General features: G+C 42.5%; 20 protein-coding genes. 6 read left to right on the plus strand and 14 right to left on the minus strand.

Annotation, left to right across the window (positions count from 1 at the left end):
• Positions 1-4: 4 nt before the first annotated feature.
• A complete protein-coding gene (locus ACE4RR_RS12180) occupies positions 5-487 on the plus strand; it encodes a Na-translocating system protein MpsC family protein (protein WP_375535692.1) in 483 nt (160 codons plus the stop codon).
• A gap of 133 nt (positions 488-620) precedes the next feature.
• Here the strand turns inward: ACE4RR_RS12180 and ACE4RR_RS12185 are convergent, their stop codons facing one another.
• The 7 genes from ACE4RR_RS12185 to ACE4RR_RS12215 all read right to left on the minus strand — a co-directional run bounded on the left by ACE4RR_RS12185 (position 621) and on the right by ACE4RR_RS12215 (position 5,804).
• Positions 621-998 (minus strand): YrhK family protein, encoded by a 378-nt coding sequence (locus tag ACE4RR_RS12185; RefSeq protein WP_375535693.1) that lies wholly within the window; start codon positions 996-998, stop codon positions 621-623.
• A 313-nt stretch (positions 999-1,311) separates the two neighbouring features.
• Complete coding sequence (locus ACE4RR_RS12190) at positions 1,312-1,782, minus strand: SRPBCC family protein (RefSeq protein ID WP_375535694.1); 471 nt, start codon at positions 1,780-1,782, stop codon at positions 1,312-1,314.
• Between the two features lie 126 nt (positions 1,783-1,908).
• Positions 1,909-2,928: a phosphotransferase enzyme family protein gene (locus ACE4RR_RS12195; protein WP_375535695.1), complete on the minus strand. Its 1,020-nt coding sequence runs from the start codon at positions 2,926-2,928 to the stop codon at positions 1,909-1,911.
• A gap of 14 nt (positions 2,929-2,942) precedes the next feature.
• Positions 2,943-3,842 (minus strand): endonuclease I family protein, encoded by a 900-nt coding sequence (locus tag ACE4RR_RS12200; RefSeq protein ID WP_375535696.1) that lies wholly within the window; start codon positions 3,840-3,842, stop codon positions 2,943-2,945.
• 2 nt (positions 3,843-3,844) lie between these two features.
• Positions 3,845-4,336, minus strand: a complete 492-nt coding sequence (locus ACE4RR_RS12205) for a tetratricopeptide repeat protein (protein WP_375535697.1) — start codon at positions 4,334-4,336, stop codon at positions 3,845-3,847.
• Positions 4,320-5,057, minus strand: coding sequence for a nucleotidyltransferase domain-containing protein (locus ACE4RR_RS12210; RefSeq protein WP_375535698.1), 738 nt, complete (start codon positions 5,055-5,057; stop codon positions 4,320-4,322). Before ACE4RR_RS12210 ends, ACE4RR_RS12205 begins: the two co-directional genes overlap by 17 nt.
• Positions 5,058-5,804: a class I SAM-dependent methyltransferase gene (locus ACE4RR_RS12215; RefSeq protein WP_375535699.1), complete on the minus strand. Its 747-nt coding sequence runs from the start codon at positions 5,802-5,804 to the stop codon at positions 5,058-5,060.
• A 163-nt stretch (positions 5,805-5,967) separates the two neighbouring features.
• Between ACE4RR_RS12215 and ACE4RR_RS12220 the strand changes: the two genes are divergently transcribed.
• From ACE4RR_RS12220 to ACE4RR_RS12235, 4 genes are all read left to right on the plus strand, one after another.
• The gene (locus tag ACE4RR_RS12220) at positions 5,968-6,315 is read left to right on the plus strand and encodes a PadR family transcriptional regulator (RefSeq protein ID WP_375535700.1); all 348 of its coding nucleotides are present in this window, start codon (positions 5,968-5,970) and stop codon (positions 6,313-6,315) included.
• Complete coding sequence (locus ACE4RR_RS12225; RefSeq protein WP_375535701.1) at positions 6,305-6,466, plus strand: hypothetical protein; 162 nt, start codon at positions 6,305-6,307, stop codon at positions 6,464-6,466. Before ACE4RR_RS12220 ends, ACE4RR_RS12225 begins: the two co-directional genes overlap by 11 nt.
• 4 nt (positions 6,467-6,470) lie before the next feature.
• On the plus strand, positions 6,471-7,415 hold the full coding sequence (locus tag ACE4RR_RS12230; RefSeq protein ID WP_375535702.1) for an arsenic resistance protein: 945 nt from the start codon (positions 6,471-6,473) through the stop codon (positions 7,413-7,415).
• 163 nt (positions 7,416-7,578) lie between these two features.
• The gene (locus ACE4RR_RS12235) at positions 7,579-8,766 is read left to right on the plus strand and encodes an ATP-binding protein (protein ID WP_375535751.1); all 1,188 of its coding nucleotides are present in this window, start codon (positions 7,579-7,581) and stop codon (positions 8,764-8,766) included.
• Positions 8,767-9,176: 410 nt separating this feature from the next.
• Here ACE4RR_RS12235 and ACE4RR_RS12240 read toward each other — a convergent pair whose 3' ends face one another.
• The 7 genes from ACE4RR_RS12240 to ACE4RR_RS12270 form a co-directional block, all read right to left on the minus strand.
• Positions 9,177-9,332 carry a DUF1540 domain-containing protein gene (locus tag ACE4RR_RS12240; protein ID WP_375535703.1) on the minus strand — a complete coding sequence of 52 codons (156 nt, stop codon included), beginning with the start codon at positions 9,330-9,332 and terminating at the stop codon, positions 9,177-9,179.
• Positions 9,333-9,677: 345 nt separating this feature from the next.
• Positions 9,678-11,447, minus strand: coding sequence for an asparagine synthetase B family protein (locus ACE4RR_RS12245; RefSeq protein WP_375535704.1), 1,770 nt, complete (start codon positions 11,445-11,447; stop codon positions 9,678-9,680).
• 42 nt (positions 11,448-11,489) lie between these two features.
• Entirely contained in the window at positions 11,490-12,803 is a 1,314-nt protein-coding gene (locus tag ACE4RR_RS12250) for a lipopolysaccharide biosynthesis protein (RefSeq protein WP_375535705.1), read from the minus strand.
• 502 nt (positions 12,804-13,305) lie between these two features.
• On the minus strand, positions 13,306-14,334 hold the full coding sequence (locus tag ACE4RR_RS12255) for a glycosyltransferase family 2 protein (RefSeq protein ID WP_375535706.1): 1,029 nt from the start codon (positions 14,332-14,334) through the stop codon (positions 13,306-13,308).
• Positions 14,335-14,548: 214 nt separating this feature from the next.
• Complete coding sequence (locus tag ACE4RR_RS12260) at positions 14,549-15,586, minus strand: GNAT family N-acetyltransferase (RefSeq protein WP_375535707.1); 1,038 nt, start codon at positions 15,584-15,586, stop codon at positions 14,549-14,551.
• Positions 15,583-16,971, minus strand: coding sequence for an O-antigen ligase family protein (locus ACE4RR_RS12265; RefSeq protein ID WP_375535708.1), 1,389 nt, complete (start codon positions 16,969-16,971; stop codon positions 15,583-15,585). The genes ACE4RR_RS12260 and ACE4RR_RS12265 overlap by 4 nt, the downstream gene beginning before the upstream one ends.
• Positions 16,972-16,993: 22 nt before the next feature.
• Entirely contained in the window at positions 16,994-17,911 is a 918-nt protein-coding gene (locus ACE4RR_RS12270) for a PIG-L deacetylase family protein (protein WP_375535709.1), read from the minus strand.
• Positions 17,912-18,488: 577 nt separating this feature from the next.
• On the opposite strand from ACE4RR_RS12270, the gene ACE4RR_RS12275 reads away from it, so the two are divergent.
• Positions 18,489-20,219 carry a DUF6020 family protein gene (locus ACE4RR_RS12275; protein ID WP_375535710.1) on the plus strand — a complete coding sequence of 577 codons (1,731 nt, stop codon included), beginning with the start codon at positions 18,489-18,491 and terminating at the stop codon, positions 20,217-20,219.
• The last annotated feature ends 275 nt before the right edge of the window (positions 20,220-20,494 follow it).

The following is a 20,494-nucleotide window of genomic DNA, read 5'->3' on the forward strand; positions in this document are numbered from 1 at the left end:
TCGATTGGAAGAAACAGGTCAGTCTCTTGAACATAGAGCAGCCAGTATTATTGTTAAAAGATTTAAAGATTATTTTAGCAAAGGACCAGGCTCCGTATATGTTTCCATCAAGAAAGGCTTCTTCTCTATTCATATCCGGGAGTTTTTAACTCCCCTGGAAAATTTCTGGAATTTAAACTGCTTCGAAGTGGAAACAAAACTAAATGATTTAATAGCCAAGGAGGAAAAAAAGCCGGAAGGGACAAAAGCATATTGGCCAAGTGATCATATCATAGTTGTCTATCATTACGGGGTGCTCGGGGGACTCGAAAAAGAGTTTATTAAAGAAGGATATACCGCTGAAGTAAAGATAAAAAAACGAAAAATTGAAAAACAGCTTTATGATTTGAAGTACCTTGAATGGTTGCTTCAAAAGCAGGTGCATGAAGTATTTATAGACTGGATTTTTAATTTAGACTGCGGGTATAACGTTCTTCTCATAGAATGAAAATGTACCTCACCCTCCATCCTCCACTTCATTTATACCTGCTAATTGATTTATTATTCTTTGACATATGTGAAAAAGATGATAAGGCCGAGGTCCACTTCTGGTTTATAGGTTAACTCTAATGGTCTATCTATTACCGCTGGTTTTTACGATACGTGAATGAATGCTTTTGACTGGAAGAGTGATCTGTAGAATCGGTTACGATAGCGTGTTTTTCTTGATTTTTATCGGGCTTCTTTATATATCTGGCTGAATAATGTCTCAGACTGGAATCGTGAATAATACGGATAATCGGCCGCATGAGCAACTGAAAACTAGCTAATATAAAAAATACATTTCCTATGGTTTGAATGGGTGGGTCAAATAAATATAATATGCTCCCTGTTAAAAATAATATCCCCGTGGATAGATCATTAAGCATACTAACGATTTTGTATCTTTTTCTAAAAAAAATATAATATTTACCTAGCTTAATATCTAAAAAATCTTTGGCGTGCTTCATTTTTGCCATTTTATCAGCTCCTTTCCCTTATCTATACATAGATAATTACGTTACATTTAACCATGCGGAATGGCTCGCTGGAGCATGAATATAAGTCTTCATGCTCCTGAAGTTCATCATCTCCGAGTTTCCTGTGAAAGAATCCATACTCTTAATACCCTTCTAGAAAGTGATTAATCTGTTTTTTCTAAAATGAGAAGAAAGACTAGGTAATTTGAACAGTGAAGTGGAAATGGAATTAAGAAATGAGGAATAAAAGGTTCAGAGACCATAACTAAAAAGCAGCACAGTCCCATGTGCGGACCGTGCTGCTGCGTTATTATTATGATTTTACACTTGGTCTGGCTGCTTCCTCCTCTGCCACTCGTTTCACACGCTCCACGAAAGTCACGACTACCTTGCTGCTGGCCAGCACAATCAGTGGCTTTATATACCATTTGAGAGGCTTATTCGTTGCCGTATAGCGGAAATGAGTTTTATTTTCATTCATTTTAATTAACTCGTACGCTGCTGTGATCTCGAACATATTGGCAATCGTAAAACCGACCTTTAACACCTTATTGCCTGGTGCATCCATATACTCGAGCGTTTCCACTTCATATTCCTCTACACGCTTGCCTTCTTGATATTTTTGCCGGTATATACTGCCAATCCCGCCTTCCGTAACCTTCACCGGCTTATGCTCAATCACCTGAGGCATAATTTTCTGCATATTTTCTAAAGACCCGTCAAATAAACTCCACACCTCTTCCACCGGAGCGTGAATCTCAATTTCTTTCGTCCACTGCTTCATTTTCTGAGCACCCCTTTCTTATGCTGTATGCCCACTAGATCTCTTCTGTTATTAATATCATTCGGCATCCAATTAAAAAAATCCTTCCCACATTTCTTCTGCACTCATTTGTTAATACAACAGCAGCTACCTGCTTAGATTAGAAAGCAGGCGGTCGTAGTTAATCTCTGCCACCAATTCACCTGTAACAAGACGATTACGGATCCGCGCGAGCAGCTGTTGTTCTTTTTCCCCTAACGTCGCCACATCCCATTTTTTGTGGAAAACAGCGTAGAGATCATAATCTCTAAGCCTTAAGAAAAGCGGGATTTTTTTGATGAAATCAGGATCGAGCGGAAGTATTGTTTTGTAACCTTTTAGAAAATGGTAGAGCAGTTCTTCTCCGAAGCGGGACCGCTCCTCCAGGCTGCTGCCTGAGTGCTTTATCCAGACAGAATAATATATTGGAATCGCAATATCGCTTACGTAATAGAAATACACACTGTCATCAAAGTCAAAAACATGAATCTCTCCGTCATGATAGAAAAAGTTCCCGGGGTGGATGTCGGCGTGAATCAGGCCGAAGGTTTCCTTTGTTTTTGGCATGGCATTGATACTGTTTACAATTTGTTTACCTCCGGAAATAATTTCTTTGTCTTTCTGTTGATCTAAGTAATATGGCAGATTATGCAGATCCTCTGCCAGCCAGTCTTCCCTCCTGGATGCCCCCGGCTGATAGTCCATTGATACAGAGTGCATACTTGCTGTTATTTTACCCCATTTTTCAAACAGTTCCGGTCCAAAAAGCTCATCAGAAATCTTCACCCTTTGGCCGGGCGCTTTTTCAAACAAACAGACGAAGAATGACGTATCACCTGCAGGGATTACCTCGACAAGCTCCCCATTCCGAGAAGGATGAACAAGGGAGACGTTGATATCATGGGAGTGAAGAAAGTTAACCCAATCGATCTCTGCTTCGATTGCTGCTTTGCTACGATGCGAGGAGTGGGTCAGTCTTAAAATATAGGGAGTGTCATTTATGTGCACTTCAAATACGTAATTCTCAAAATCCCCAAGTTTTTCAGACTTCGAAACTGCTGCTCCATATCTGCCGGCTGCTTCTATTAATAATTCATCTGTAAAAAGTTCTTCAATCCATTGCTCCATCCAAGTCACCTCATCTATACTTTTGTCATTAAATGTTTGTCTGGAAAATCAATAAAAGGATTGCGATTGCCCTGAATTTCAAAAATTGCCTGGTTACGGTGTTTTTCGTAAAGGTCCGGGGGAAATTCTTTATGCCATTTTTGTAACAGTTCCACATCTATGGCTTCTGAATAAGAGGCGTCTATCTCTTCCGGATACCTTAGTAAAAAATATAGCATGGCTCTTGCAGCAGGTCCTTTTCCGTGCTCCGGCTCAAACAGCTCCTTCTCAGCTTTTCCGCATGCTTTTTCAACTCGATTTGGATCGATACTTCCGGGAGTGTAGTCCTCAAAATCATAGTAAGGGTAATTGCTTCGGATGGAATTGCAGACAGGCTCGCATGTGAATAAGTGATGAATGTCGCCCCTCATAGGCTCCTTTTCACCAAACCACGATTGCGGGACAGCATGTTCACAGTTAAATTTCAACTCAGCGGCAATGGCTGGGGCCTGCTCGTCATCGGATTCGTTTTCCATTGCTGTTCTACGTCTTGCAGCGATGTCTGCATCTTCTTTTATGACTTCTTCCGCGTTGCGTTTCTCTCCCGAATACACGTTTGTTAAAGTGCCGTCCGGCCGCAGATCCACCCACGGATAAACATATTCTGCCGGATTATAGCGCACCTGTCTCGTGTGTGTCTCCTGCAGCAGTTGACTCAGCGATTGCTGCAGCTCTTCCATGCTGTCATGATTCATATCAATGCCGCGGTAATAACACTCAACTGCTTTCCTGTCTTTCATTTCATCATAATAAGCATTTTCATTTTCTCTGGCCGCAGTTACCGAACGATGAAGCTTTGAAAGAAGCACCTTAATTCGCTGCTTATCCTCAGGAACGGGCAGGTATTTCTCCTCCTGCTGGCGGGTTATGTTCACTTCTATTCACTCCCCTTCCATTGCTGATCCAGCTTATCGGAGTAAAATCTGATTGCCCTTTTATAATTTAATAACTGATGATCAGTGGTTGTATCAAGCAGACAGTTTAGAAGTTCTTTCATTGCCTCCTGGTGGTTCTGCAAATTATACAGGGTCATCGAATAAAACACGCGGATGGCATGGCGATCTGGAAATTGACGTAAACCCGTCTGCAATACTTCATACGCTTTGTCATATTCTCCGAGGGTTCGATAGGTGCTCCCCAGACCGACATATGCCTCTGAAAGATCCTTTTCAGTAAGCCCGAGAAGAATCGCTCGTTCATAGTGAGGCACCGCCTCAGCTTCTAAGCCTATCCTGTCAAAGCTGCAGGCACATTGATAGTGGAGATAAGCATTATCAGGTGATTGTTCGGCCAGTGCCACCATAAGTTTATTGGACTCCTCGTATTTTCCTTCCTTTAGAAGATCTAACGCCTTATCTAATTGGCTCATTTTCTTCATCCTTTCCGGAAGAAAAGCCGGCAAAAAGTTTCCCTCCATATGGTGAAAGCATTTGCTCGACAAGTGATACCACCATCTGCTTTTTTCCGTGACGGTAAAAGGCTTCGAACGATTGCACGAAAAAGTCAGTGAAATCTGGATCATATGCTTCTAATGCTCTAATGATCCCCTTGGATTTGCCAGCCCACCTCCGGTTTGTACGGAGGACAAATTCATGAAGCAGCTCGAACAGCGTATTGGCTATGCACAGCTCCTCGTCCCGTTTTTCAGCTCCCAGAAAATCATCCAGTGCATCCGTGATAAAATAACGCTTTATACGAATGGTTTCGTCTGACCATTCTGCAGGTCCTTCCACGAGCCGTTTTTGTGCTTTTTCTTTCACCGGCGCAGCCTTCTTCTCTCCTTTTAAAATGATACCCTCGGCAAGCATTCTTGCCTTCATTGGAACTCCCTCTCCACAATCCTTTTCAATAAAGGCTTGATAGGTGGTGAACGAATGAGCAAACAATTCAATCGGCCATCCAAATTCAAAAAAGGATTCACGATACGAGCTCTTCAGTGTTTCATCAAAAATGACAATATCCAAATCAGACGTTTTTGTCGTCTCCCCGCGCACTACGCTTCCAGCCAAAAGTGCCGCATCACATTCCGGAAAAAATTTATCTATGAACAAACGAGCTGTCTGTAGAGGTGGTGCAGTACGCTGCTTCAATTACGACTCTCCTTTTTTCCTGGATTTAATTAAAAGAAACGAAGGCTTTCGCAGTTCACTGCAAAGTTTAGGCTGTTTTTCTAACCCCTCTGCTGTCGGTTTTGGCTCCTGAACTTCTTCAATTAAAAAGCCTGAAGCAATCAGCGTGTTCATCAGACTGCTGATCGTACGGTGGTATTTTATGACGCCATCAATCACCCAGTGCTGCTCCCTTTTTCCTTCCTCCTGATAATTATCAAGTGCCCAGTAAAGTTTATTCCCCTTCTTATCTTTAATCCATTTTCCCATGCCTCTCCGGGCCGTGGCATAAGGATGCTCCATCGTAAAAATAAATATTCCGCCGTGCCTGAGTGCAGTATGGGTCTTTTCCACAATGGAGCTGTAATTCTTTATGTAGTGCATGGCCAGAGAACTGACTGCCATATCAAAGCCCGCGGCTGGTAATTGACAATCTTCCATTGATGACTGTTCGTAGATGATGTTCTCATGATGGTTTGTCATTCTCGCCTGGTTAATCATATTTGAAGATATATCAATTCCTCGTACACTTTTCGCTTTATTGGCTGCACAATAATACGCAAACGCTCCGGCACCGCAGCCGAGATCGAGGATATCTTTCCCCCCCGGATCTCCAAGTGCTGCACGTAATGCCGGCTGTTCAATGAAATCATTGTAGGAAGTTCCGCTTTCGCGCATTGTTTTATATTCTTGATAAAAAGTATCTTCATCATAAATGTTCTGCTTCATAATCTTCCTCTCCCGTTCCTATTTTCAGAATATTTCTTTCTTATCATTTTATCACTATTCCTAACAATTTCCATGAAGAGAAAAATTATTGACTAAGATAGTAATTCATCATACTATATCCATAGTAGATATATCTATAATTGATATAAAGGAGATAGAATTAGTGGGTAAAAAAGATACGTTTTCTACTGATACATTAACGGACTCTGCCTATTACATCCTGTTATCTCTGCTCGAACCAAGACATGGCTATGCCATCATGCAATATATCGTGGAATTGACCGATGACGAATTTACAATCGGCCCGGCCACAATGTATACGCTCATTAAGAAGTTTCTCAAGCATGACCTGATTCAGCTATATGATGAACAGGACCGGCGGAAGCTGTATGTCGTTACCGACTCCGGAAGAAAAGCTGTAACAGCTGATTTGGAAAGAAGACAGGCAATGGTTAATCACGGACATGAGGTTATTCAAATGGCAGAAGGGAAGGAAAAAAATGAAAATTAAGAAAAAAGATATATTTTTCGGTGGACTTGCCTTTAGTGAGCAAGATGATAAGATTAAACTCAGTAAAATGGCAGAAAAAGGATGGTTTCTTGATTCGTTTGCCCCGCTCAGATATTGCTTGAAAAAAACACATCTCAAAGGATCCTTATAATTCAATGACTCTTACAGACAAACTGTACCCACTATTTATTTTTACTGCAGCTGCTATCGGCCTGAGCCTCAGTCTTGTGGAGTTCTTACATAACAGCTCCGGCTTTCTGCTGACCCCATTCCTTATGGGAATGCTTTATTTTACTTTTTTGCAGCTTCCTGTCAAAAAAGTAAAAGCTGGTCTTCAACACAAGTCATTTGCAGGAGCAAGCCTTCTGCTCAACTTTGTTTGGACACCTCTTCTCGCATGGGTTCTCGCAATGATATTTCTATCCGGCCAACCCGGGCTCTGGCTAGGCTTTATCATGCTGCTGGTAACGCCGTGCACGGATTGGTACTTAATTTTCACCCGCCTCTCCAAAGGAAATACAGCTCTTTCCGCAAGTGTACTGCCGCTGAATTTACTGCTCCAGCTTCTTTTGCTGCCGGTGTATCTACTGCTATTCAGCGGGAAAGCTGCTTTTGTTGAACCAGCCTTCTTATTTGAGAGCATTCTATTAGTGCTGGCTGTACCTCTTATCCTGGCTGTTGTGACGCAGGCAGTACTAAAAAATGACAAAAGGAAATCTGTAATTAAAAAAACGGAAGGCCTTCCCCTTTTCTTACTTTGCATGGCTGTCGCGGCAATGTTTACAGCTAATGGCAGTGTTTTAATTAAAAATTTAGAAGTAATTATACTTTTGGTGCTGCCGCTGTTATGCTTCTTTGTGATAAATATAGCAGTCAGTCAGCTTACAGGACGTTTATTAGGGTTTGCTCCTCCGGAAAAAATCAGTTTAAGCTTTACAGTGATTGCTCGCAATTCTCCCATTGCTCTTGCTATAGCTGTTACAGCTTTTCCGGACCAGCCTTATACAGCCCTAGCATTAATCATCGGCGCAATGCTGGAGCTCCCAATGCTTGCCTTTCTCAGTCATATATTACGGCGTATCAAAAGACGTACACCATAAGAAAAAAGGTGCATGTTTTTAGAACATTTATTGAACAAGGTAGGATTTAAAAATATATTATTAAGCCATATACTATAATGAGACGATACATCGATGAGAGGACGTTCTGATTTTGATTGAGACCTTATTAATTAACTTTTTAATCCTGCTATTCCCTGTGTTAATGTTTTTACTTTTTTTTGAACACAAAGTTCAAATCCACAACAATAAGTTTCTAGTGATATTTCTTTCATCGATAACGATGCTTCTTTGCATGAGCTTTCCGATTCAATTGGATATTGGCTTCATATTTGACCTGCGATATGTACCATTTGTCCTTGCAGCTTTGTTCGGAGGCTACAAAACAGCACTTCCGTTATTTATCATGCTCAACGCCTATCGTTTCCTCATTGGAGGCGATGGAGCATTTTTGTCTCTCGCTTTTTCCACGATTATCTTTTTCATCGTGCCTTTGTTTCATGAAAAATTTGTAAAGCTTGAGTCAAGAAATAGAATATTTGCTGCTTCATTTGCGACCTTTTCAACGATGGTTTTTTATTTATTTACCCTGAGCTTTTTCTTTCCTGAATTAAATACGGAGTTTTGGATTATTACCATTAATGCCTTGTCTATTCAGGTGGCAGCTACCATTATTATCATGATCCTTATTGAACGGATTTTATTGAATATCAAGACAAGGGAATATTTTTTACATTCGGAACGGTTGAACGTCATCAGTGAGCTGTCCGCAAGTGTGTCCCATGAAATTAGAAATCCTCTCACTGTGACAAAAGGCTTTCTGCAGTTGCTGAATGAATCAAAAACCCTTTCCTGGGAAGAAAGAAGCTACATCGATTTTTCACTTCAGGAATTAAAACGGGCAGAAAATATCGTGAATGATTATCTGGCTCTTGCGAAGCCCCAATCAGAGAATATGGTCTATACCGACCTGAAGGAAGAAACCGAATACGTAAAAAATATAATGATGCCGTATGCCCATCTTCATAAAGTCGAAGTGTACCAGACCTTTACAAACACCTTAAAACGAATGTGCGACAAAAACCAGGTCCAGCAATGTCTGTTGAACTTATATAAAAATGCCATTGAAGCAATGCAGGAAAACGGTGGTGTTCTCACAGTCACCATTTATAATCAAAAGCAATCGATAATTATCAAGATAAAGGATACTGGGATTGGAATGACAAAAGAAGAACTGTCCCGGCTCGGCAGACCGTATTATTCAACAAAAGAGGAAGGCACCGGCATGGGGATGATTATGGTTTACAGCACTGTTAATAAAACTGGAGGAAGGGTAGACGTGGAAAGTGTCAAAGGAAAAGGGACGACCTTTACTATCATTCTTCCTGTATAGGACTTTCAGGGAAACTAATGTATATTGGCAGGCAATGCCAACAAAGAAGCGCCGCTGACTGCATTTGAATTAGTGAAAGTTCACTAGTTCTAATCAGATTAAATACAGGAAGAGACTGGGACAAAAGTATATTATTTATTGCAAAACCCAGACGATTCTACTGAATCAGTCTGGATTGTTTGTGACCTATAAGTTTTTGTAATTAGTTCCGTCAAAACACTTCGCTTTCCGAAGGTACGGACCGAGCCTTTCTGACAGGAAGAACGCTGCCTGTGGAGTCTCCGAGACTCATGCTGTTCCCTCGGAAGTCTTCGCACTTTGACTACGCATTAAACCTGTTTTCTCATTCAAAGAATTTAATATTCGTCTTTCATGAGACTATTTTTGATTAGTCCCAGTCTCTGGTTTTTTTAATGCTCTTTTTCAAATGTTTTACAATCAGTTTCTCCCATATCTGATGCTTCTCTGCCGTTATGGCTGATAACGTAAATGCTTTCTGCTGTACATTTATTGCCATTATCCCAGTACTTACAGTTGTTTACTTCACAAAGCACATCCTGAGCCAAGGGGCTTCACCTCCTCAGCCATATCTTGTACTTTTTTTCCCAAATCCATACAATCCTCAGACGGAGATTTGTGGAAATTTGATTTTTGTAGTAAGGCTGCGGTTATCCAGACCCTGGTTCCGCTATTTGCTCCAAACAACCGATTTTTATTGTTTTGGCGGACATGGGTTCTGTTATCTGCCGTATAGTTGGCCAAATCCCTCGCTATTCAGGCAAATAGCGTATCTCATGTCCGCCAGCCCTTCAAAAAGTTCCCTTTTTGAGCGAATAACGGATCTACTGTCCGCACACACTCTTTTTCGCAATCGTCAGCCCTGCCTAAGCTGTCTCCAGTATACAGGTGTCTCAACGATTATTCTTTTTATGTCCGTGATAAATTACCTGCATTAAATTAATACGGTGGCTTTTCGTGAGTGTGCCGCTGCTAAATAACGCATGCACATCTTTTTTCTTTAGTCCCGCCGCTATTATATTAATGCCATCGGCATACTGATCGATGGAGCGCTGCCATTCCTCAGTGCCCATAATCGACAGCCAGTCCGCCCATGATTCCTGATGAGCTTTTGTTTTACCAGTTTTTCGTTTTATTTCACGAGCTGCCCAAATTACGAACTGAATAATAACATTGATAAACCATGGATAATAGGGGAGCTTTCCTTCACCGTGAAAAAGCCATTTGGTCGGTTGCAGCAGCGGCTTCGCAGCTTTTTGAAACAACCGGCGGTTCATTTTCCATTTTTGCGGAATGGATGCACTTAATTTCACTATGTCCTTTGCCATAAATGGTTCATAGCTTCGGAAAAGCCTGCGGTTGCCATGCAGATTAGGAATGTTCATGTTCATTGAGCTCGGCCACAGCTCAAACCATTCCTCCGATGATTCCGGGCGTAGGCTTTTTACATACTCCAGATGAGCCTGACGTCGTTTCGTGATTTCAGATAGTATCTCTTTTGTAAATGCTTTGTTGGAGACAGGAGCTCCTGCTGAGTACGAACGCCGCTTTATTTGAGGTACAAAGGGAAATCGGGTGGAGCCCCTGATTTTCTTGATGCGTGCCCCCTTCAGCAGGGCATCTGAAAATAGACCTCCATACACCGCAGCGTAGCGGTTCAAGTTACACTTTTTGTGAAATCCGAACGTATGCACGTGGTGAAATTGCGAGCCGCTTCCTACAAGGTCCGCTGCACTCGGAAGTATATTCAAGTAATGCGTTTTATTCCGAGTTTCCACATGAAACTCCGCTCCGTAAGCGACAGCCGCTTTTTTAGCGATTTCTCCTTCACGGTTCATTCCATCAAGGAAGATATACGCATCCCTGCGAATTTTTCCCGGCAAAAGTGCTGATAGAACGCGTGAATCCTCTCCCCCGCTGATAAACTGAGCCACCGGGTCGAGCCCTTGAACCGTTGTATCCACGTAGTTCTGGAGACTGTGTCTGCTCTCTGCTGCTGTCTGCTCTAATGTATGGTCGGTGATAATTTCTTTTGGAAGCCAGTATTCTTCTGTCTGCAGCGGAGCTCCCTTTTCTTTAGAAGTATGTACTGACGCAGGGGCCAGCTGGCGCAGATTCGTATATGCCGTATAAGGATAGGTCACGATCCCGTGCAGAATAAAGTCAGCCTGAGAGGCAACATCAACATTGTTCTGTTCACCGGCGGCTCCGGCCAGCATATCCACATGAGTTGCCAGCAGCAGATCTTCTTTCTCACCGCAGGCATATACCGGGATAAAAGCCATTAGGTCAGTGACACAAGTTAGTTCAGACGTCTGTTTATTTAGAATAAAGACTACAAACGGACCGCTTACATCCTCGTCCCATTTCATTCGGCCATGAAGCCATCGCTCATGTACTGCCGTTGTTCCAGCCGTCTGATCTCCATCTTGAAGAAAGTCGTTTTCTTGAAAACAAAGAACTGGGCCGCCTAACACTACAGTGATATACTGTTCTGATTCGTGAGGCTGAAAGCCGTGATAAAGATTTTCACTTACCGCCAAAGTACCCCATTCACCATGAAATTCGCGGACCTCAGGCTTATCCTCCTGGTATATGGTTTGTATTTCCTTAATAAAAGACCCTGGCTCAGCAGGCTTCTTCTTATAAATAAAATCGCTCATTTGTTATACCACCATTATTTAGACTTGCACGGGAAATCGAAATTATTTACGTCCTTCCCGCTCCGCATCGAATTTTTTGCTGATATTTAATGTACATAAAATCAGTCCTGCATTGAGCAGGGAGCCTGAAATTCCAAATAGAGCTATTGCTGCGAGATCACTCGAGAACACATAATAACCAACAGCAAGCGCGCCAAGCCGAATTACCAGCATGACAATAGTGTACTTCAAGTGAAACGCCTGGGCTGACAATACTGGAAGGGCACGGACACTCGGCCTGTTCATGAATCCAAAAAACGACCATAATGCCATCCAGCGCGCATATTCCCCTGCGTCCTGCCAATCAGCACCAAATACAAAGCTGAACAACCAGGGCCCGAATAAAAAGACAAGACCGAATGGGACTGCAGCTACTACTGCGAGTCCATTTGTCGCCTTCTTAATCAAATATGTAAGATTTTCCCCTTTGTTGGCCGCTTCCGAAATTCGCGGATAAAATACGTCCCCAACAGACTTTCCTATCAGCTGAGTCGGCATGTTCAGCACTGTTCGGCCGATCGAATAAAAGCCTGCTGCCGCAGGTCCGAAAAATGTACTTAACATCAAAACCGGCAGATTCTGAGAGACTGCACTGATTAATGCCTCCGGCGCTCTATACTTTGGAAAGTCTCTATGTCTGTCCGCCAATTCCTTTAAGGATGCAGCTTCTTCCTCTTTCTTCACCGGTTTTCGTACACCGGCTCGTTTTGCCGATAATATCAGCATAAACGCATTTAATGCCTGCCCGAGAACCGTTAACACTATCAGGACGGCAGCCACCGGATGAAAGAAGCCCATTCCTACCTTACTTCCCTGTAGTATAATTGCATGCATCACTTTAACTCTGGCAGTTATGCTGAATTGCTGCGTTCTGATAAGCCACTGTTCAGCTACCTGTAAAAATCCTGCAAACAAAATTACCAACGGAATTAAATACAAATACACAGCGATGTCTTCAATACGAAAAAGCCGGGCAATCGACTCGTTGAAAAATAACAATATGAGCCCCACCATCACGGAAATAGCGGCTGCGATATATAAAGACAGTCGGATTAATCCGGTGGCATCGCTGTTTTTCCTCGGAAGCACAATCGCAATAGGATATGTTAAGGCGGCCACCGGTGAAATAATCATCACAGCCGCTGTGAAAACGCCCATCATTCCGAACGCTTCTGGTCCATACAGGCGGGTGATCACCGGTGACAGGGCCATCCCGATCGCCTGAGCTGCCGCGGTGCCTGAGGCCATGATGATGACATTACGCACAAATGGTCGTTTCTTTAGATTTTTAAAAGCACTTTTTAGTTTGTTTATCATCACTGAATTCCCCTTAGATCAGCGCAGGCAGCGCCTTTCCTTTTCAGATGCCGTGGTATTTTAGAATAAGCGTCAAAGAATCCCCACCATGGATAAAGATGAGGATGTTTCTGTGCGCTGCACTGTTTATTCGAGTAATTATTTGAATCAGTATATGAGTGTTGTTTGGACGGCAACTACCGGTTCTCCGGCGGTGCCGGACATGGGTTCCGTTGACGCCTGAAACAAAAGCCAAATTACCTGTCAATTAAGCAGTTAGCGTACCTCCTATCCGCCGGCCATTCAATAAGAGGGAAATTTGATAGAATAACGGAACTCCTGTCCGCATCCAATTTTTCACTATCGTCCGCTCGTGAAAAGACCTGCAGCGGAAGGCGGGGACTCCATGTCGACGAAAACCAGCACTCCCTCGACACCAGCAGGTACGGTCCGTAGCAGCGGGACACGAGCGCATGCTGCTGAAAAATTCAATTACCGATAGAAATTGACTTATGAAATTCATTCACTTATGTGGAAATTCTGTCTTAATGTATTGCTGCCAATAGCTGTTTAATTTTCTCGATTTTGCACTCTGTACCAGTGTTTTTATTCCTCTGCCCGGCGGTGTATGCGACAGACGGTTTTTCAAGACTTTTCCCTGAATTTTTGCCCGCAGCAGTGCGTTCTTGTCTAAATCGTTCTTTTCAATATTTTTCTTTACCTCAAGGAACTTTTTATAATTTTTGTTTCGAATATAAACCTCGCTCAGCTTCATAATGTGCTCTTCCGTCACATGGATCGCTGTTTCATCGTTCAGCTGCAGAAGAATATTATCCTTCTTGTAACGGTACAGCTCCTCAAGACCTTGAAGCTTTGGTTCAAAGCTGTCAGTAATCCGGTTGTTGGAGTGGACCCGGTATAAAATTAACGGGTCCTCACAAATAAATACGCCATAGCCCGCGTGAATGATGCGGACATACAGATCCGTTTCCTGAGCGCTCTTTAAATGCTCCCGAAAACCGTTAACTTTTTCTAGACATTCTCTGCGGATTAACGGAAATGAAGCACCTCCGATAAAATTATCGATCAGAATTTTTTGAAGTGCCTCTTTCTGAGAATAATATTTGTTACTGCCGCGGCTGCTCTGCCGTAAAATGCTGCCTTTTTCATTAAAGACAAGGTTGTTGCAGCTGACCATCCCTGCATCTGGATGCTTTTTCATTGCAGCATACTGCTTTTCTAATTTTTTTCGGGACCAAATATCATCATCATCTAAAAAGGCAATATAATCGCCGGCTGCCTGCTTAAAGCCATTGTTTCTTGCAATATTGCCGCCTTTAGGCTGATCATGACGGATGTAGTGAATTCTTTGATCGTCAATGCTTTTAATATATTCTTCTGTTCCGTCGTCCGACGCTTCGTCCACAATGATTAATTCAAGATGCTCATGAGTTTGCTGGAGTACGCTGTTAACCGCCTGACTCAGCAGTTTCTCTCGATTTCTTGTCGGAATAATAACACTGATAAGCTCTTTTAAACCTGAAGTGTTCATTTTTATCCTCACTTGCTAGCTGTATTTGACCCGCAGGCCGTTCCATTTATTATGCTTCTGTATTATATTTTCAGTTATTGCGATTTACTGATTATCACTATAAAGAAGCATTGGAATGTTTTCAAGAAACTTTTGAAAAAGATCAATCTCTGCTTGATAATTAAAACCCCGTTCCCATCATACATGAAAACGAGGAAGTCATTTTTTCCACAGGTTAAAAGGAATCCACATCCCCCTGAGTGATCCACCAGCTGTCTTTTTCCATAAAGCTGCTGGTTTCTTGTAAAAAGTGAGCTACGATCGGCATTGGTTGATCCTTTTCTTTGAAAGCTCCCCGCTTTAAGGAGCGGGCTGCCTCTGTTTCAGGCAGGACCCATGTTTGAATATAGGCAGTATTCTTTAATTGCTCTAGTGCAGCCGTTACTAAATAGTCCCATATATGGTCCTCCGGATAAGCAAGCCAGTCGACGATGCTTCCAATATAAACGCTGCCTTTCGATGTTGTTTTTGTCTCTTTTTTTACCACAACGAAGCCTTTCAATTCCCTATTGTTCCATAATGCCAGTAGCTTATAGCTATTTTCAGGATGGCTGAAATAGCGCCATTTTAAGAAGTCAGCGTCTCTTTTCAGCATCACAGGACGGAGACTTTTTAGATCCTCAGCAAGTTTATCAAATGAGCTGTCGATATTGTCAGCCTCCTCCACTGTCCATCCAGGAGAAAGTGTTTTCGTCACTCGTGCATATTTTACTTTCTTAAACAATTCACCGGCCGGAATAAATGGCTTTGCCGCTTTTAAAAATGCTCCCGCCAAAGCTGCAGGATTCGTAATAAGGGTGTATCTGGAAATATTCCCGATGTGAACTGCACCAGTGTATGAAATTAGTAAATCTTTCGCTTTTTCCGCTGGAAATCCATATAAAAGAAATATTCCTTCTTCTGTTGCTTTCGCGATCATCTTTTCATTCAGCCTCTTATATATTCCACGCCCGCGTGCGTCCGGGTCGACCATCGTATCAATTCTCAAGCCGATTTTTTTTTCGACTCCTTCGATATAGGCCGCACTTACCCACAGCGAAATATGGCCGATAATAGTGTTGTTTTCTTCAAATACGAACGCCCATGGACGGGCTTCATGCATCCGTCCCTTAAATTTCCAATCCCAGACCGAGCGGGTGCGCTCCTTCTGAAATACCTTCGTAAACAAAGCCTGAATCTGCTGTTCATCTCCCGGCTGATACTCTCTAATCATACGTTGTTTCCTCGATTTTTCTTCGCAGCAAGCGTATAAAGGTAGCCGATAAATATGGCTAAATAGATTGCCGGCGCTGGAGAGGAAAGGACATGCCCCGCGACAAACCCCGCGCCAAGTCCAATGCAGGCACCAAGCCCAATAAACAACAGAGGAAAGTCGACCTGGCCGAATCGTGCCTTTATGATGTGCTTGACGATAATGGAGCCGATTGTCGCAAGCGGAAGCATTAAGATGACAAATCCAATGACCCCGAAGTTAAAGAACCAGTCGAAAAAGTCCATTTCTACAAATTTAGAGGAGGTTTCGTAATTTCCTCCTCTCCCCATCCCAAGGAGCTGCTGGGATAGCGGAGCGTTCTCATAGTAGTACACAAGATTTCCAAAGAACTCATCCCTGCCGTTCAATACGAGCATCTGCAGAGGGCTGTAGCTCTGCTCTTCCTCCGGGACATCCTCCTCCGGAACATCTCCCTCGCTCTCCGGCGGTGCTTCCTCTTCTCCGCCGCCTTCTTCCTCGTCTCCGCTGCCCAAATTCTCAAAAATTGGACCGACTGCTAAATCCAAATTGTTACCGACTGCTGAAACAGGCACAGTGACGGCCGTAATGACAATCATTGATACTACGATGACCACATTCGTAAACCGTTTATGCTTAACGGCTTCAAATATTGTATAAAAAAGTGCCAGCCCAAGCACAAATATCAGCCCGCCGAAAGCGGCTTTCGTTCCAATTGTGAGCATCGACCATCCCATTAATATAATGAACGGAAGCAGAATCATTTTAACCGCTGTTGTTCTGCGCTGCAGGTAATATAGAAACGCCGCACAAAAGCCCATAGCCAGAATGGCACTTAATTCATTCCCAGAAAAAAACCAGCCGGAGTGGCCCTGCCTCGCAAGCATATCGTAGCTGTCTTTTCCCGTTCCTGTAAGCTGAGCGATAAACATGATCAAGCTGATAAACGCCATGTTGATAAATATGTACTGCTGAACCTTCGACAGCCAGTTTTCCTTAAAGCTGATGTTATAAATAACAGTTATGTATACGAGCAGCATCACTAGGAAGTAAGCTGTCTTAAATATGTAATTTAATTCTGCAGGAATCGACATGGGATCTTTAAAAATTAAATTGTTGCCAAAGTGAAGTCCCAGATAGATAAACAGGACAGCGAGGTATGTAACAGAAAATTTCTTCCACCGTCCTTTACTCAGCCCCATTAAATAAACAAAACCAGCCAGAATGGCTGCTACACGTAAAAGCGAGGATATTGGAATATTAAAATAGGCCAACACATCGATAAGCGGCTGGATTAGTATAAAAAGCAGAAACGATGTCTCCAGCATGCGATGCAAATTTCTATTGTTAGATAAATCTAAAAGCATGGAGTGTGCCTCCCTAGTTTGATTAATGGTTTTTTTCGATGTGTCCGGCAGCATGTGCAGAGGCATTCCGGTATATATCTTTTTTCAAATGATAATTTTTAAATAAGGCCCACAGAAGAGTGTCCGTTCGATTCGCCTGTTTGAAAATTTTCGAGAAGTTATAATTCTGATTTTTTATAGCTTCAATCTTATGAATGAACTCTACTTTATTACTTTCAATAAATACTTCTGCGTATTCAGGAAGATTATCTTTAATTAAATATCTTTTTAGTCGGTTCAGCTCTAAAAATCCACTGAAGTCGATTGTCTGCGAGGCAAAGATGTTGATTGCTTTCTGCTTGACCTCCATGCTCTCGGAAATGTCCACCACACAGTTAATTTCTCCAGGCGGAATCGGGCAGTTTATCTCATACATCCGCACCGCATAGTCTTTTTCTGTCTGCTTTAGTGTATCAGCTAGGAGCTCGGCTGTAACAATATGGTCATGATGAGCATCGACAATGGTCGTAGTGTAAATCAAATCAGGATCAAACTCGTTAATAATCTGTAACAGCTTCTCCTGTGAGTCCGGGGTGCTCTCCACTTTGCTGTCCGGAAAATCAAAATAGTGAACGTGTGAAATCCCAAGAATATCTTTTACTTTTGCCATTTCTTTTTTGCGGATCTGTGTTAATTCAGATTTATCCAGCTCACTGCGGCTGTTGGAGCCGTCAGTAATGAGCGCACAGCGGACTTCCGATCCCTGATTTACATGATTTTTTATCGTCCCGCCGGCCCCAATCGTTTCATCGTCCACGTGAGGAACTAAAACCAGCACTTTTTGATCGTTCTCCAGGCTGGTTAATTGCTTATTCTGATTATAGTGCCGCTTTAACACTGCTCTCGTAAGCGGCAGTAATCTGGGGCCTACTATTCTAATTAATAGTTGCTTTAAGTTCATCGGTAGTATTCTCCTTGTTTTTCTCTTTAATGAACCTGTTCCTTCAAATTAATAATTGTCCTCACGTGAAAGCTGTCCGTAGACCAGAATGAATTTGGATTCACTCGTTATATCCCTGCTGGTAATGCGTGATCTCTCCGCCGTTGAAAATACAATTAAAGAAAACCATACTCCCGCCGATATCCATTAGCAGCCAGACTTTTTCTTCCATTATAAGTAGACATTTACCGAACCAAAATAAAATAAGCCATCCGGCTAAAAAAGTATATGTATAAAACCCTTCCTTACGGAAGAAAGCATTTTGAAAAAATGAATCATTATCTTATTTTATCACACTATCTTTTTTTCATTAATCATTCTACCATAAAAATGTTTACTGTCTAGTCGGGAAACACGAAACGTAATGCGATAATAACACACATAAGACCATATTTATGCCGCTGATCCTTCCGCGGATTCTATTAAATGTTACATCATTTATACTTTGTCTGCTATAATACTTCTGTGCTCAAATATCTACCCATTTCTGACTTAAGATACGCTTAAGGATGATGGAAAAATGAAAGGGAAATAATGCATGAAATATAAATTACTGCTGCTACTCACAAGTGCAGCGCTGGGTCTTTTCAGCAGCGCAGCGCTCATCACCTGGATGCAGTCCCCCGGTGATGCCTCTTTCATGAAAATATTCGTTTACACCATGGGCAGTACTGCCTTTTTTTATTTGTTTTTCATGATAGATGCTTTTAACAAACTGACCGAGTTTCTAAAAAAACCGCTTTATCTCTCAGCCAGCTTCTTTTTTTCATTACTTTTCTTAATAAGCCTGATGGGAGAGCCAGATCATATTTTAACCAGGCCATGGTACTTGGCTGTCCCAATATTTCTATCTGTATTTGCGGTTCTGTTTGTCTTTTCCGCCACACTTATTTATTCAGTCATTCACTATAAAAAAGAAGTCTTACCGCTAAATAGCCCTAAACTGAAAATATTTCTGTACGCTGTTCCTTGTTGTCTCGTATGGCTCGTTTACTGGGCAAGCTTCTTTCCCGGCAATATGAGTCCAGATTCTTTTAATCATTGGAATCAAATTACTTCGCAGGAGTTTTCCAACTGGCATCCAGTCGTGTACACATGGCTGATGATTGCGCTTCACAGTATCTGGGCTTCTCCGGCTGTCATGGGACTTTTTCAAATACTGCTGCTTGCTTCTATCATTGGGTACGGGGTTCACACTTTAGGTAAAGCCGGCATCAAACGCTGGATTCTTTGGACATTGGTCGGGCTTTACGCTCTCGCTCCGATGAACGGTATTTTCCCAGTGACGCTGTGGAAGGATGTTATATATAACGCGGCGCTGCTTCTTTTTACTATTATCATGGCAAATATTGTTCTCAGCAGAGGAACGTGGATCACAAAATATTCTCATATGCTTTTGTTATTCGTAACGGCGTTAGCGATTGCATTATTTCGAAATAACGGCTTTCCGATTGTCCTAATCATGCTCGTACTCTTATTAATTGCTTACCGCCCCTATTTCCGCCAGCTGCTTGGCGCCGGTGCTGCTGTCATTGGAGTCTATATCATTATTACTGTGCCCCTGTTTCAGGCGCTGGATGTAAAATCGGCGAATGCAACCGAATCGTTAAGCATGCCGATCCAGCAGATTGCAAGGACGATTTCCGAGGATGGTAACCTCTCAGCTGAGCAGAGCGAATATTTATCGTCGATTCTTCCACTCGAGCTCTGGGAAGAAAATTATGATCCTTATATTACAGATGATATTAAATTTCACGAGGAATACAACAGTGACATTATTTTGAATGATTTTAGCGGATTTTTAAAAACATGGGCATCAGTTGTATTAAATAACCCAATCATTGCGCTGGAGGCGTACGCCAAGCAGACCTCCCTGGCCTGGCAGATTAATGAGCCGGAGGATGGTTACACCAGTGAGTATAGTATTGGTATTACGGATAATGAGGAGGGATTAGAACCTGCTCCACTGCTAACTGGGATGAATGAAAGATTGACCGAATGGCTTGATTATTCACGCGGTGAATTTATCGAGATATTCTGGCGCCCCGCCGCCTTCACGCTGCTGATTCTTTTGTTTTCCTTTTCGAGCTCTGCTCATAACGGCTGGAAAGCCTGGCTGGTGGCAATGCCGGTGCTTCTGAATACAGGAACAATTCTTGCCGGCCTCCCTGCACAGGACTTTCGTTATCTCTTTGGCAACGCACTCGTTTTATTTTTCATTATTACCTTTTCCTTTGTTCACTTTTCGGGAAAAAAAGATCCAGTATAAATGAAAGGGGCTGTGGCAAAAGCTCCTTTTTATAGAAAAAGTAGTATCCTAAATAGAAGATAAGCAGGGGACAAGTCCGAAGACTCCAGTGGGAAGAGCAGCGGCTGAAGATCCGCCGGGCGCGGGTTTCGCCCGGTTAGCTGAAGCGCTGCCCACGGAAAGCGAAGGACTTGTCCCCTGCTTTTTTTACCATGCAAAAGGGGCGAGTATCACTTATGATACAGCCCCTGCGAAAATTGGTGAATTGTTAAAAATACATTCCTTTCGAAAGTGCA

Source organism: Alteribacillus sp. HJP-4, from assembly GCF_042139015.1.
GTDB lineage: Bacteria > Bacillota > Bacilli > Bacillales > Marinococcaceae > JBHIKY01.